Source organism: Paenibacillus sp. HGF5, assembly GCF_000204455.1.
GTDB classification, from domain to species: domain Bacteria; phylum Bacillota; class Bacilli; order Paenibacillales; family Paenibacillaceae; genus Paenibacillus_AQ; species Paenibacillus_AQ lautus_A.
The window spans coordinates 13,815-27,482 of sequence record NZ_AEXS01000044.1; the positions used below are offsets into that span (position 1 = coordinate 13,815).

Annotated in this window: 14 protein-coding genes; 3 read left to right on the forward strand and 11 right to left on the reverse strand. The window is 48.8% G+C overall.

Annotated features, from left to right (window positions below):
* Positions 1-97: 97 nt before the first annotated feature.
* From HMPREF9412_RS07585 to HMPREF9412_RS07620, 9 genes are all read right to left on the reverse strand, one after another.
* Positions 98-1,036: an ABC transporter ATP-binding protein gene (locus HMPREF9412_RS07585; RefSeq protein ID WP_009590843.1), complete on the reverse strand. Its 939-nt coding sequence runs from the start codon at positions 1,034-1,036 to the stop codon at positions 98-100.
* On the reverse strand, positions 1,033-2,028 hold the full coding sequence (locus tag HMPREF9412_RS07590; RefSeq protein WP_009590828.1) for an ABC transporter ATP-binding protein: 996 nt from the start codon (positions 2,026-2,028) through the stop codon (positions 1,033-1,035). Before HMPREF9412_RS07590 ends, HMPREF9412_RS07585 begins: the two co-directional genes overlap by 4 nt.
* 13 nt (positions 2,029-2,041) lie before the next feature.
* Positions 2,042-2,992, reverse strand: a complete 951-nt coding sequence (locus tag HMPREF9412_RS07595; protein WP_009590830.1) for an ABC transporter permease — start codon at positions 2,990-2,992, stop codon at positions 2,042-2,044.
* A 2-nt stretch (positions 2,993-2,994) separates the two neighbouring features.
* A complete protein-coding gene (locus HMPREF9412_RS07600; RefSeq protein WP_009590847.1) occupies positions 2,995-3,927 on the reverse strand; it encodes an ABC transporter permease in 933 nt (310 codons plus the stop codon).
* A gap of 208 nt (positions 3,928-4,135) precedes the next feature.
* The gene (locus HMPREF9412_RS07605; protein ID WP_009590840.1) at positions 4,136-5,794 is read right to left on the reverse strand and encodes a peptide ABC transporter substrate-binding protein; all 1,659 of its coding nucleotides are present in this window, start codon (positions 5,792-5,794) and stop codon (positions 4,136-4,138) included.
* Between the two features lie 149 nt (positions 5,795-5,943).
* Complete coding sequence (locus HMPREF9412_RS07610; RefSeq protein ID WP_009590849.1) at positions 5,944-6,330, reverse strand: DUF3397 domain-containing protein; 387 nt, start codon at positions 6,328-6,330, stop codon at positions 5,944-5,946.
* 11 nt (positions 6,331-6,341) lie between these two features.
* Positions 6,342-6,920, reverse strand: a complete 579-nt coding sequence (locus HMPREF9412_RS33235; RefSeq protein ID WP_254664015.1) for a ketopantoate reductase family protein — start codon at positions 6,918-6,920, stop codon at positions 6,342-6,344.
* A complete protein-coding gene (locus tag HMPREF9412_RS33240; RefSeq protein WP_009590846.1) occupies positions 6,821-7,300 on the reverse strand; it encodes a ketopantoate reductase family protein in 480 nt (159 codons plus the stop codon). The genes HMPREF9412_RS33235 and HMPREF9412_RS33240 overlap by 100 nt, the downstream gene beginning before the upstream one ends.
* 139 nt (positions 7,301-7,439) lie before the next feature.
* A complete protein-coding gene (locus HMPREF9412_RS07620) occupies positions 7,440-8,090 on the reverse strand; it encodes an RsfA family transcriptional regulator (protein WP_009590829.1) in 651 nt (216 codons plus the stop codon).
* Between the two features lie 341 nt (positions 8,091-8,431).
* Between HMPREF9412_RS07620 and HMPREF9412_RS07625 the strand changes: the two genes are divergently transcribed.
* Together HMPREF9412_RS07625 and HMPREF9412_RS07630 are read left to right on the forward strand one after the other, a co-directional pair.
* A complete protein-coding gene (locus HMPREF9412_RS07625; RefSeq protein ID WP_006209059.1) occupies positions 8,432-8,668 on the forward strand; it encodes a DUF2626 domain-containing protein in 237 nt (78 codons plus the stop codon).
* A 254-nt stretch (positions 8,669-8,922) separates the two neighbouring features.
* Positions 8,923-10,035 (forward strand): coiled-coil domain-containing protein, encoded by a 1,113-nt coding sequence (locus HMPREF9412_RS07630; protein ID WP_009590837.1) that lies wholly within the window; start codon positions 8,923-8,925, stop codon positions 10,033-10,035.
* Positions 10,036-10,069: 34 nt separating this feature from the next.
* Here HMPREF9412_RS07630 and HMPREF9412_RS07635 read toward each other — a convergent pair whose 3' ends face one another.
* Both HMPREF9412_RS07635 and HMPREF9412_RS07640 read right to left on the reverse strand, forming a co-directional pair.
* Positions 10,070-11,320, reverse strand: a complete 1,251-nt coding sequence (locus HMPREF9412_RS07635; protein WP_009590841.1) for an extracellular solute-binding protein — start codon at positions 11,318-11,320, stop codon at positions 10,070-10,072.
* A gap of 197 nt (positions 11,321-11,517) precedes the next feature.
* On the reverse strand, positions 11,518-12,849 hold the full coding sequence (locus HMPREF9412_RS07640) for a PhoH family protein (protein WP_036671602.1): 1,332 nt from the start codon (positions 12,847-12,849) through the stop codon (positions 11,518-11,520).
* Positions 12,850-12,966: 117 nt separating this feature from the next.
* Between HMPREF9412_RS07640 and HMPREF9412_RS07645 the strand changes: the two genes are divergently transcribed.
* On the forward strand, positions 12,967-13,665 hold the full coding sequence (locus tag HMPREF9412_RS07645) for a YhcN/YlaJ family sporulation lipoprotein (protein ID WP_009590848.1): 699 nt from the start codon (positions 12,967-12,969) through the stop codon (positions 13,663-13,665).
* The last annotated feature ends 3 nt before the right edge of the window (positions 13,666-13,668 follow it).

Here is a 13,668-nt window from a genome sequence, read left to right on the forward strand (position 1 = left end):
CGAATGTTGGCATTGTGCGTCAAAGGAAAAGAATAGCCGCCGGCACGATGCCAGCGGCTATTCTTGAAGCAGCTTCCTATTAACAGGTATCGATGACTTAAGCGTAGGCTTTGGCAACCCAGTGTCCTTTGGACACTTCGACCAGCTCCGAATCCTTCACGTCCAGCTGAACCGTTCCGTCTTCGCCTTTGGCTGCCGAAATCGGCCCCTGCGAATCGTCTTCCAGCTTGAGGCGCTTTTTGTTAGCCTCAATTTCAGGATCCGGAATCGGAATCGCGGACAGCAGGGTTTTCGTGTACGGATGGATCGGGTTCGCATACAGTTCCTCACTGTCTGCCAGCTCCACCATTTTGCCCAAATACATCACCGCTACCCGGTCGCTGATATGCTTAACCATGGACAGGTCATGCGCAATGAAGAGATAAGTTAAACCAAGCCGATCCTGCAGATCTTTCAACAAATTGACAACCTGCGCCTGAATCGAAACGTCAAGCGCCGAGATCGGCTCGTCACAAATGATGAATTTAGGGTTTACCGCAAGGGCGCGGGCAATCCCGATCCGTTGACGCTGACCACCCGAGAATTCGTGAGGGTAACGCGTCGCGTGGTCGCTGTTCAAGCCGACCATATCCAGCAGCTCCTCAATCCGCTTCTTGCGTTCGGCACGGCTGCCTGCCATTCCATGAATATCCAAGGCTTCGCCGATAATGTCCGACACCGTGAATCTTGGATTCAGCGAGGCATACGGATCCTGGAAAATCATCTGCATATCGCGGCGCATCGCCTTCATCTTGCCAGGGGACAGCTTGTAAATGTCCGTTCCGTTAAAATTAACGCTTCCGGCCGTAGGTTCATAGAGGCGAAGAATCGTCCGTCCTGCGGTTGACTTGCCGCAGCCGGACTCACCCACCATACCAAGCGTTTCGCCTTCGCGAATGAAGAAATTCAGGTCGTCAACCGCCTTAAGCACTTGACCTTTGCCAACGTTGAAATACTTCTTCAGGCCTTTTACCTCAATTAAATGGTTATCCTTCATGAGCCCTGCGCCTCCTTCGCCATCGGGTGCAGATTCCAGCAGCGCGCGATGTGCGTGTCGCTGAATTCCGTTGCGCCCGGGTCGACCCGTTCGCAAATTCGCATAGCCTCATCACAGCGAGCAGCAAACGGGCAGCCCACCGGCGGCTTAATGAGATCGGGAGGCGTACCGATGATCGGAATCAGCGGCTCGTCCTTCTTCTGATCCAGGCGCGGCATGGAACGAAGCAAGCCTTTGGTATAAGGATGCTGCGGATTTTTGAAAATCTCCCATTTCGTTCCCGTTTCCACCACTTCGCCCGCATACATGACGATCACGCGGTCGCACATACCGGCAACAACGCCGAGATCATGCGTAATCAGAATGATGGATGTGCCCAAACGCTCCTGCATTTCCTTCATCACGTCCATAATCTGCGCCTGAATGGTAACGTCAAGGGCAGTCGTCGGTTCATCCGCAATCAGCAGGGTCGGCTTACATGCAAGGGCGATCGCGATCATCGCGCGCTGGCGCATACCGCCGGAGAATTCATGCGGATACTGGTTGAAGCGCTCTTCCGCGTTTTTGATGCCCACCAGCTTCAGCATTTCAATGGCATGTTTCTTGGCTTCCGAGAATGACATCCCTTGGTGCTTGACCAGCACTTCCGTGATTTGTTTTCCTATTTTAATGGTTGGATTGAGCGAGGTCATCGGATCCTGGAAGATCATCCCGATATCCTTGCCGCGAATCGCTTCCATCTGTTTGTTCGTTTTTTTGAGAAGGTCTTGTCCTTGGAAAATGACCTCTCCTTTTTTAATTTCCGAGGGCGGGGACGGAATCAATCGCATAATGGTCTGGGCGGTAACACTTTTACCGCTTCCGGACTCACCGACGATGGCAACCGTCTCCCCCTTGCCGACTTCAAAATTCATGCCGCGGACTGCCTTTACTTCACCGCCGCGAACACGAAACGATACGTTGAGGTCCTTCACCTGCAAGATCGGTTCCATACCTTCCCACCTCCTATTTTTTCAATTTCGGATCCAGCGCGTCACGCAATCCATCACCGAAAATGTTAAATGCCAACATCGTCAAGCTGATAAATAGAGCAGGGAACAACATCCGCCATGGATAATACATCCATCCGGACAAGGCATCATTAATCATGGAGCCCCATGATGCAACCGGTGCTTGAACGCCAAGACCAAGGAAACTCAGGAAAGCCTCGGCAAAGATTGCGCTTGGAACCGACAAGGTCAAGGTAACGATAATCGGCCCCATCGCATTCGGAATCAAATGCCGGAACAGCAGGCGCGCAGTTCCCGCACCCATCGAGCGTGAAGCGAGCACATACTCTCTGCTCTTCAGCTGCATGATCTCGCCCCGCACGATCCAGGACATGTTAATCCACCCCGTGATGGTTAAGGCGAGTATGATCGTGCCTAAACTTGGCTCGAATACAACCAATAGCAAGATCGTAACGAGCAGGTACGGAATGGAATACAAAATTTCCGCAAACTTATTCATGAACTCATCGACGCGGCCACCGAAATAACCCATGATGCCGCCATATATTACGCCAATCATCAAGTCAATCGCAGCTGCTGCAAGACCAACGGTCAAGGATATCCGAGCTCCCATCCAGGTACGAACAAAAACGTCGCGGCCCAGATCGTCGGTTCCAAACCAATGTTCTGATGAAGGCGGCATATTCGTATTCATCAAATCATTCGTTTCATAATCATATTTAGAGATCATCGGGCCGATGATGGCCATGATGACAATCAGGATCATAATAATCAAGCCTGTCATTGCCAGCTTGTTCTTGCGCAGTCTCTCCCAGGAATCTCTCCAGGAAGACAAGCTTTCACGCTGTATTACCTCGGATTGCTTCTCATCAGGACCAATCTTCTGAAAATCTTCAGGCTTCAAGTTTAGTGCCGCAGGATGAGGCATACGCTGTTCTTTCTCCATGTCTACCTCTCCTTCCCGCCGGTCAATTTAATGCGTGGATCCACAAATACGTACACGATGTCCGTGACAAAACGAGCCAGCATCAGCAGGATGCCGTAGAAAATCGTAATTCCCATGATGACGGTATAATCACGGTTCGTGATACTTTCAACAAACTGCTTGCCTATGCCGCCGATACCGAAAATCTGTTCAATGACGACCGATCCCGTGATAATGTTCGCTGTCATCGGACCGACATAAGTCACGACCGGCAAAATACCGTTACGGATCACATGACGGAACATAATCGCAAACCAGTTAAGGCCCTTGGCCTTCGCCGTCTTGATATAATCCGAATGCAAAACTTCCAGCATGCTGGACCTTGTCAAGCGAGCGATAAATGCAATCGGTTGTGCAGACAGCGCCATGACCGGAAGCACGTAGTCCAGCGGTCCCTCAAAGCCCATGACATTGAATATGCCTGCTTTCTCCGCGAGAACGAATTGCAACAAGGACGCGAGTACAAAACTCGGTACCGCGATGCCCAGAACCGAGATAATCATGGCGATGTTGTCAATCAGCTTGCGGTGATACAAGGCTGCAAGCATCCCCAACAGGACACCGACGATGACGGATACCACAATCGCGATAAGACCCAAACGTAGTGACGGGCCGAACGTGTCTACAATAATATCTGTTACGGATTGTCCCTGTTTCTTCATGGACAAGCCAAAGTCACCCTGGATGATATTGCCCAAGTATTTCGTATACTGCTGAAATACCGGTTTATCCAAATCATACTGCTCCATCAGCCTCGCCAGAATTTCAGGCGATGGCTTTTTCTCTCCCATAAACGGATCGCCCGGTATGGCTTTCATAAGAAAAAAAGTGGCTGAGATCAGTATGAACAACGATACAAGCATATAAAAAAACTTACTCGCCACATACCTCAGCATTTCGCTAGCCTCCTGATCAGTTGTTCTAAACCAAGCCGTCCCTATAATTGTATAATTCCAGGACGGATTGAGCATCCCTTAACTTTCACCAACGGACACAAGATTTGGAAACCTTGCGCTCATACAAAAAAATCGGGATATATATGGGTTTAAAAATGCCCCACATATATATCCCGAAACGTAACCTTTTATAAATACTTACAAAAGACTACTCGATATATGCACGTGTGAAATCGATATCACCTTTATAATCCAGATGAAGGTTCTTCACCCATGGTTTAACCAGGGACACACTGGAATAGTAGTAGATCGGCATAACAACTTGATTGTCCTGAACGAGAATTTTCTCCGCTTGGGACATCAGCTCCATGCGCTTGGCGTTATCGCTAGTCGCATAGGCATCCTTCACAAGTTTGTCATATTCTTCGCTCTTGAATCCAGTGTCGTTGTTTCCGCCATTGGATGTCCACATGTCGATATAAGTCATCGGGTCGTTATAGTCTGCTCCCCAGCCGGAACGTGCAACTTGATAGTTGAGATCCGTACGATTCTTCAGGAATACGCCCCACTCTTGGTTTTGAACCTTAACAGTAACGCCGAGATTGTTCTTCCACATATCCGCGATGGCAAGCGCAATTTTCTTGTGGTTGTCATCGGAGTTATGGATCAGAGTAACTTCAGGCAACGTGGTATAGCCTTTTTCCTTCATACCTTGCTCGAGCAGTTTCTTAGCTTCTTCAAGATTTTCTTCGAAGTAAGTATCCGGCACCTCTTTACGGTACTCATCGGACTCACCCTTGATGCCCGGAGGAACAAAACCGAATGCAGGAAGTTGTCCGCCCTGCGTAATTTTCTCTACGATAGCCTTACGGTCAATCGCCATCGAGAAGGCTTTACGGATGTTCACATTGTCAAATGGCTCTTGAGTTGTGTTAAAGATATAGAAATAGGTCGACGAAATGCCTTTGATCATCAATTCATCGCCCAGTTCCTTTTTGATCGCCGTAAGTTGATCCGTCGGAATATTGCCTGTTGGATGTCCTGCATAATCCAGTTCGTCATTGCGATAGCTTGAAAGTTCTGTAGCAGAGCTGTTCACGATGCTCATTTGAACTTTCTCAAGTTTGATGGAGTCCTTATCCCAATATTGGTCGTTTTTCACAAGCTCGATTTTTTGACCCTTCGTCATTTGTGAAACTTTGAACGGACCATTGCCAATCAAGGTATCCGGTTTCGTTGCCCAAGAAGCATTACCTTCAACGGAGCTGTGAACCGGGAAGTAGGTTTGGAAAGACATCAAGCTTAGGAAGTATGGCGTCGGGTTTTCCAGCGTTACTTCCAGCGTGTAATCATCGGTTGCTTTTACGCCAACTTCATTAGCGTCTTTAATTTCGCCGAGGTTGTACGCTTCAGCGTTTTTCACGTAATACAGCTGATATGCATAAGGCGATGCTGGCGTAAAGTTCGGATCAAGTACGCGTTTCCATGCATACTCGAAATCTTTAGCCGTTACAGAATCGCCGTTGCTCCATTTGGCATCCTCGCGAAGCGTGAAGACATATTTGAGGCCATCTTCAGAAATTTTCCATTCTTTGGCTACGCCCGGCTCTTCGGAACCATCTGCACCTTTACGAACCAGACCTTCAAACACAGCATTGATTACCGTATTCGACGTATTGTCCTGAGACAATCCCGGATCCAATGTTGGAGGGTCGGAAGCAAGGTTCATGCGGAAGACTTGCTCTTTAGGCTTGTCCGCTGTTCCGCCGTTTGCACCTTCATTCTTATCAGCTCCACACGCTGCCAAAACCGAGCTGAAAGCAAGAATTAGCGTCATGAGAAGCAGTAGTTTCTTTTGTTTCTTCATCTTGCGGTATCCCCCTCATAGATTTTAGGTATATGCTTATCGATTATACAACCAGTGGTCAAAAAAATCCAGAAATCAATAAATTGAAAAATCTGCCTGACCCAATGATCAAACAGATTTCTCATATAATACTAGTTATTAGATTGTGCTTACATCATCTTAATTATGTAGGAGAGTAGACCAAAAAATGTAAAAACTATGTAACCAAAACTCATTGTCACAAAGCCGAGCCTCCACACGGCCCGCAGCAGCCTTTTTCCGTTTACCTTGCCTTTCCAGCGGTTTTGCGCGCTCCCGATCAGCCCCGCCGCGATAAGCAGCATCAGGAGTATCAGATAAAATCCGAATTTGGTCTGGAACGTAGTATTAAACAAGGCGGAAACCGAGAACAGCATAAAAAAGGTGGTGATATCCATGGCCAGCTCCAGCGCTTGTTTTCGATTCTTATTTCTTTGGAGCACTATGATATACACCATCAGAAACGGAATGAACGGAAAAAGACTCAATGTGTTAAACAGCCCCTGTAAAAACCCCATACTAAGACCCCCTATAGATTCATCCCCTCGATGAGCTGCGTGATCAGCTCGTGTTTTGGCACTGAAACGCCATATTTGTGTCCAAGCTGGACAATGCTTCCGTTAATCCAGGCAACTTCCGTCGTTCGGCCGTCCATCACGTCCTTTAGCATGGAGGACGTGTTACCTGAAGTGGATTGGCAGACGCTTACAATCCATTCCCACAGCTTGTTTCCATACGGAATTCCGGCAGCTTCATATACAAGGATTCCTTCATGATACAGCTGCTTCATAAGCCCGGCCCGTTCAGGGGAGGATAACAGCGCTCCGTTAGGAATCCGCCACAATGCAGTCAAAGGGTTAATGACCGCATTCATCAGCAGTTTACGATAGATCATCTCATCCATCTCATTCGACAATAAAGCTTCAAATCCTGCTCTATTCAGCTCTTTAACCAGCTCAATATCATGATCTTCATGGGATGTAGCCCCTATAAAGCTCGCAGCAGGCATCATTTTGCCGATTGTCGTCGTTCCATGGCCGGCGTGCAGAACCGAGGAACTGCTTGTACGCTTGGCCCTTCCGTGGTAATCGCTGCATAGAGCTTCCACATGGGCAGCAGCTCCCGAAGCCGTTCCAAATGGCCTGTACCGTTCTGAAAGCATATGAGATTGCGGCGATGGTGTCCGAATGGTGCCAGCACCTCCCTGGCCATCTCTTCGATCCCTTGCTGCTTCAACATGAGAAAAAGATAATCCGCATCCGCTGCCGCTCCCGACTCGGCAAAGGCATCCCATGCACGGACCGAAAAAGCATTGGGGGCAACGGTCTGAGGCTTCCCCTCCGTCTTCTCGATCGTGATGCCGGTAGTCCGGAGCTTGCTCGCCTGCTCCTCGCTGCGGCACCATACCGTGACTCTGCAGCCTGAGCCCGCAAGTTTGCCGGCATATAACAGGCCCAAAGATCCGGCCCCGATGATATGTATATTCATGATCATCCCCCATTACTGTCATTAAACATGATGTGCTAGTCTTAGTATATATCAGAATAATCTTCAATACGCACAAATAACCCGCCAAAGCGCATGAAATGCACTAGTGCGGGTTACGGCGGATCAGGATAACCTTTACCTATTCGATTCGTTCCAGATTACCGTTGGCATCCATTTTGAAGCGGGTCTTCAGTTCCTCGTCCTCTTCATTCAAAAAAGCCAGTCTCCGTGCCCGATCCATAATCTGAATCAGTGCCTTATAATCGTCATTGACCACATGGTAGTCGGTTTTCACTTCGCTTACTTCCTTCAACAACCGTTGATTCTCGCTGCGGAGCCTTGCAAGCTCATCCTCTTTTTCACGCAAATTCTTCTCAAGCAGTTTATACTGGCGTGAACTTTCCTGCAGCCCGCCCTTCCACTGGCGAAGGAAACGGATAACCGCATCGATGGACAACGTCTCTTCGCTTGCGCCATCATGTTTATAAACATCGTGCTCCATTTCCGGAGCTGCCAATCCTGCAACTTGTGGTCCGCTGGCGGAAGGCTGTTTTTTATAATAACTTCTCTTTTGACGCTGAGATTTCGCCAAGCTGATAGCATCCTCATATTTCTTGCGAACACAGCTGTTCCAACGAAATCCGCAAGCCGCCGATGTCCGGCCTATTCTTTCTCCGACTTCCTCAAAGGCAGCCAATTGGGTGCTGCCCTCACGAATATGACGCAGGGTCACCTCCGCCAGTATTAGGTCGTCCTCTGCGCTCCATGCATCCTGTCTCACTGCTGACATACCATAAAACCCTCCTAACGACATCCTAAAATAACCGTCTTCAATACCGTAAATCGGCTGCTGAATAGGGTATAAAAACTGCTTAGTTCATTTCTATGCCTCTCATAGAGTTCATAGAATCTATTTGATACTAAAATGTATTTCCATTTTGATTACAGATCATACTCTTACGGAGGGAAAAGGGGCGTTTCACCCAAATTGTTCCCGAATTCAATGTCCTGCTTCTGGTTAATAATAAAAAATAAAGGGTTTTCTTGAGTTAGGCGTTTACACGTTTTTCCCATAACGCTATAATGTTCATAGCAGCATTATGTGCGTACATACGAGAGGAGGATATAATCGTGGCACGGATGTTTCGAGTCCTTGGCTTTTTCACCCTGACCATCGGGTTGATGGCCTTTGCCGGAGATCATATTGAAATGGCACTGCTTTTCTTCCTGCAGACCGCATTTTTCGTGATCCTGGGATATTTGAAATTCACGGAGAGAACCTATATTCTTCTCTTCTGGGCTTATATGATCGTGACCTTCACAGGCTTTAGCTACTGGACGGTCTTCATTATGGGCAAACCACTCTAATATGTAAACCATGCAAGCGATAAACGAGATCCGCCGGCGGTCAACCTGGACAACCTGAGGCTGCGCTGGTGGATTTTCCTTGCGATTAGAGAACAAGTACTTAAAAGAGCGATCGGGTGCTTTAGCTGCCGGATCGCTTTTTTAGTGCCTAAAGGTTGATAATTGAGTCGTACGCGTCATATATTGGTTAAAATGAAGGGACAGACCGTGGTTGGTATCCTTTCGACTAACAACCATGCAAGGAGGACTCCCGTTTGAAAGTACGAGTAAAATACCCACTCCTCCCGGTCTTGCTGTGTTTAACCCTGTTCTTCTGCTTCATTGGTGCTCCCGCTGCGGTTTATTCCCAGCAGGATGTCAGCCCCGTCATGCCTGACTCGGAAGAGGCGCGCAAGCTTCTGGAGGACAGCCTCTCCATCGTGGAAATCGATCATGAAATCGAACGGATAACCAAACGCATGGAGGAATTGCAGACTCTTCAGAGCGAGCTGCAAACCCAAATCCAGGATATGGGCATGCGTATTGAAGACCGGCGAGATCGGGCGGCTGCCGTCCTTCGGTCATATTACATGGGTGAGCGGGATAACTTATTTTTCATGCTGCTGTCTGCTAAAGACTTAGCCGGCTTTTTCCGCGTCATGGACTTTTACGATATTATTATTCAGAACGACCGGGATACGCTTACCGTGTATAACAATCAGTACCGCTCCCTTGCTTCCGCTCAGGCTGAAGCAGCACGGAATGCGTCCCGGCTCGCCGAAGTAAAGGACAGCCTGGTGAAGCAGCGCGAACGGGTGCTTGCGCTTGAGCAGCAGGTAGATGGAGCACTCACAGCCAGCGGCAATCCGGATGCCATGAAGAGGCTGATCGAGGAGTTTACCCTCTATTGGGAGAATGTAGGGCTGTACGAGGTGAAGCGTCATTTCCAGGCCCTGGCTAGCGCCATGGAAAATCTGCCGTCGTTCGTCCAAGGCAGCAAGAATATGCTGAAGACCAACGGAAAGGTATATACCATCGACATCCATGAAGATGATCTCAACACGTTTTTAAGATCCGAAGACGAAATCTTTAATAGCTTTGCGTTTCATTTTGACGATGGAAAAGTAATAGCTTCCGGCGAAAGCGGAAATTTGTCGCTGCTGATTGAAGGGAAATACACCGTCATTAACGAACCGGAGAATGCCATTATGTTTGAAGTCGACAAACTTGTGTTCAACCGTCTGGAATTGCCCGACACAACGCGCAGAGCGCTGCAGGAAGAATTCGACATGAACTTTTATCCCAAGCAGCTGGTTTCTTTCTTGAAAGCGACGGAGGTTGCAAGCGATGATCAACGATTAGTGGTCAAAATGGAGCTGGATCTATAGAAAAAGCTGCCCGAGAGGGCAGCTTTTTTTCTTGTTATGGTTGAGCAGGCGTGTACAATTTCATATATTCTTCAACCGTTATTTCGCCATGCAGCAATCGATATGCTGATTCGCTATAAGTCTGGAAACCTTCTGAATCGCCAAAATCCAAGGCGGCCGGCTCATTCCGGGAGAGCAGCACCTGGGCGGGAACCGCCGCTTTTTGCCAAATGCCCCGATCCCTCAGGTTCGTGCCCGTGACATACATTTCGGGTACGACGGGGAGTGTTCCTGACGTTTTGCTCCATTCCTGCTGCATCTCTTTGCTTGTCATATACGTAATCCATTTCATGGCAAGCGCAGACGACTCCGTCTGTGCGGCTACCGCAAAACTTCTCGCTCGCACAACCGGCGTATTCAAATGACTCTTTCCCATGGCCAATGCGGAAGACAATCCGCTTACCTCTCGGTCCGCGAAGCTCGAATACGGCTCAACGGCCACGGAAGCCTCCTCTGTGCCAGAGGAAGGTTCCTGCCCCGTTTCTATCGTATCTGCTGCGCCGCGGGACGATTCCGGCGTTCGAAGGTGATTGCGGATTAACATTTCAAGTACTTCTTGATCCGGCTTGGAAGGATCGCCTTCAAGCAAATGCACCGCCGCGCCGAATGCGTAAGGATCCTTCGGATCAAATGAGAGGACGGGGCTCGTCTTATGAAGCTCCATATATTCCTGCCAAGCCTGTCGGCTCTCCGGCATGTTAAATGAGGCGCCGTCCTTCCCTTTGGTCTGCCAGGTCACGATATAGGGATCTATATCAAAAGGCATTCCCCATTGATACCCGTTCCATTGCAGCTGCGGCAGAAGACCATTCAGGGTATCCTCGCCGGTCACCGTTGTCTGTGATGCATCGACGGGCAGAAGATATCCCGTCATTGCAAGCGCTTTAATGTAATGAGAATCCGTTAATATAATGTCCGGTCCTTCGCCAAGGGACATATGAAGCAAAAACGATTCTTTCTCCGTATCGGCCGTTTCTAGAGGCGTGATTTCGATCTCGGCTCCGGTCTCTTCCATAAAGCGTTCGTTGAGCGCTTTCAGGTGCCTCAGCTCGTCCGGATTCAAATGGACGCCGACCTTGATGGGGCCCAGGTCGCTCTCTGGTACCTCCGGCCTCTGCTGCGGAGGAATCGGTTCATCCCCGGGCGGTTCCCGTCTCGTATGATGAGTGAAGTCAAAGCTGGGAGATAAACTGGATAAGGATAATAATAAAATGGCGAATAAGAACCAATATTTCTTCCGCTTCATATCCCCTCTTCACTCCTCCCATAGTCGCATGCCCTTATTTTACCAAACTTATAGTGCTCTTGTCCTATCTTTTTTTATAATTTACCAGTCCATATTTTACTAATAGGACCCGATCGCTAAAAGGACTGTCCTATGAATTTCGGACAGTCCTTCTCGTACGAATTACTTTGTGAGATCATTTCTCGGGAAATATAATGCTACAGCAAATCGGCCGCCAGCTGTGCCAGCTTGGAACGCTCCCCTTTAGTCAGCGTAATATGTCCGCTTAAACCTTCCTGCTTAAATCGTTCAACCACATAGGTCAGCCCATTGCTAACGGCATCCAGGTAGGGATGGTCAATCTGTTCGGGGTCCCCCATCAGTATCACCTTGCTCCCTTCTCCCGCCCGGGAAACAATCGTCTTGACCTCATGGCGTGATAAGTTCTGAGCCTCGTCAACGATGATGAACTGACCTGGAATGGAGCGACCGCGGATGTAAGTCAGTGCTTCTACCTGGATGCTTCCCAGACCCATCAATATTTTATCGATATCGCCGGATTTCTTGGTGTCGAACAAATACTCCAGGTTGTCATAGATCGGCTGCATCCACGGTCTCAGCTTCTCTTCCTTTTCTCCCGGCAAATATCCGATATCTTTCCCCATCGGAACGACCGGACGCGCAATGAGCAGTTTTTTGTATTTGTGCTCATCCTCCACCTTGGATAGTCCTGCTGCTAATGCCAGCAAGGTTTTGCCCGTACCGGCTTTTCCCGTAATGGTAACCAGCGGAATGTCGTCATTCAGGAGAAGCTCAATCGCCATGCGCTGTTGAGCATTCCGGGCACTGATGCCCCATACGGGCTCGTTGCTTAGATGAAGGGGCTCTAGTCGGGTTGCATCCTCATTCACATGAAGCAGGGCAGACTTGCCGGATCCCATCTCGTCCTTCAGAATAACGAATTCGTGCGGATAAAGCGGATAAGAGAGTTGAAGTGGTTTAATCGGCAAATAACGATAGCTGTAGAATTCATCGATCACGGAAGGATGCACCTTGATCGTTGAGAATCCCGGATATAATTCGCTTGGATCCGCCGTGCGGTCAGATAGATAATCCTGTGTCGTTAGCCCAAGAACATCCGCTTTTATTCGAACGAGGACATCCTTGCTGACAAGAACAACGGGTCTTCTGTCCTCCTTCGGCTCCTCCTCCAATTTATAATTTAACGCGACAGCCAAAATACGATTGTCGTTCGATGCTTCGCTAAATAACTCCTGTACCTTGACGAAGCTGCGATGATTAAGCTCAACCTTCAACTTCCCGCCGTTCTCCAGAAGAACTCCGTCGTGAAGATGACCTTGTTCTCTAAGCCCATCAAGCAATCGGGAGACCATACGGGCATTGCGGCCGATTTCATCGGCATTTCGCTTCTTGGAATCAATCTCTTCAAGAACCACCGCAGGAATGATGACTTCATGCTCCTCGAATGCATAAATCGATTGAGGATCATGCAGCAGTACGTTCGTATCCAGTACAAATATTTTTTTCATCTTATCCCTCCACTGCTTCTTCATCAGGTACACACATAAACCTTTCCGTCCCGGACATAATAAGCGTAGCGACTGGAGTAATTTAGCGAATTCTATTACGAAAGGACAGATCAATCCATGAGAGCTGCTCTATCCATCATGCTGGCGGTGTTGTTGCTCGCAGGCTGCGGGACCGCCAATAACCATGCATCACCCTCTCCTCGTAATCAAACCGATGGAACCACTGCTAACAGTGTTCGCAACATGAATGGGAACAGAGGTTATACCACCAACAATGTAGACGGTTGGACACCGGATAACCCCAATACGGGGCGTGTCGGTAACGTAAATGATAACAACGGACGAGTTGACGCCACAACCGCAAATCACCTGAAATCACTGGCTGAGAGCGTGCCTGGCGTTAAAAACGCGAACTGTGTTGTCATGGGCAAAACGGCTGTCGTCGGGCTTAATGTAGATGGAAATTTAGATCGTGCAGAAGTTGGAACCATTAAATACACGGTCGCGGAAGCCCTTCAAACCGATCCGGCAGGCGCCAATGCACTGGTTACCGCCGATTTGGACGTAGCCAACCGGATTGCCGAGCTTGGTCGGCACATTCAGGAGGGACATCCTGTTTCCGGACTTGCCAGTGAACTTGCAGACATCGTTGGCCGTATCATCCCTCAATTGCCGAAAGACGTAACGCCGCGAGACGGGAATGCACAGCGAAACGGGAATGGGCAGCAAGACGGAAATGTGCAGCAAAACGGTGCTAAAACAGTAAAACCAAATCATCGCAGTCATGCACCGGCCCATCCACAAAACGGGAAATAAACT

Bases quoted from the DNA above. Each gene is read 5' to 3' on its own strand.
- HMPREF9412_RS07585 (WP_009590843.1), bottom strand. From the start codon at position 1,036: ATGAAGGATAACCATTTAATTGAGGTAAAAGGCCTGAAGAAGTATTTC.
- HMPREF9412_RS33240 (WP_009590846.1), bottom strand. From the start codon at position 7,300: ATGAATATACATATCATCGGGGCCGGATCTTTGGGCCTGTTATATGCC.
- HMPREF9412_RS07595 (WP_009590830.1), bottom strand. From the start codon at position 2,992: ATGGAGAAAGAACAGCGTATGCCTCATCCTGCGGCACTAAACTTGAAG.
- HMPREF9412_RS07605 (WP_009590840.1), bottom strand. From the start codon at position 5,794: ATGAAGAAACAAAAGAAACTACTGCTTCTCATGACGCTAATTCTTGCT.
- HMPREF9412_RS07620 (WP_009590829.1), bottom strand. From the start codon at position 8,090: ATGTCAGCAGTGAGACAGGATGCATGGAGCGCAGAGGACGACCTAATA.
- HMPREF9412_RS07635 (WP_009590841.1), bottom strand. From the start codon at position 11,320: ATGAAGCGGAAGAAATATTGGTTCTTATTCGCCATTTTATTATTATCC.
- HMPREF9412_RS07590 (WP_009590828.1), bottom strand. From the start codon at position 2,028: ATGGAACCGATCTTGCAGGTGAAGGACCTCAACGTATCGTTTCGTGTT.
- HMPREF9412_RS07600 (WP_009590847.1), bottom strand. From the start codon at position 3,927: ATGCTGAGGTATGTGGCGAGTAAGTTTTTTTATATGCTTGTATCGTTG.
- HMPREF9412_RS07640 (WP_036671602.1), bottom strand. From the start codon at position 12,849: ATGAAAAAAATATTTGTACTGGATACGAACGTACTGCTGCATGATCCT.
- HMPREF9412_RS07645 (WP_009590848.1), top strand. From the start codon at position 12,967: ATGAGAGCTGCTCTATCCATCATGCTGGCGGTGTTGTTGCTCGCAGGC.
- HMPREF9412_RS07610 (WP_009590849.1), bottom strand. From the start codon at position 6,330: ATGGGGTTTTTACAGGGGCTGTTTAACACATTGAGTCTTTTTCCGTTC.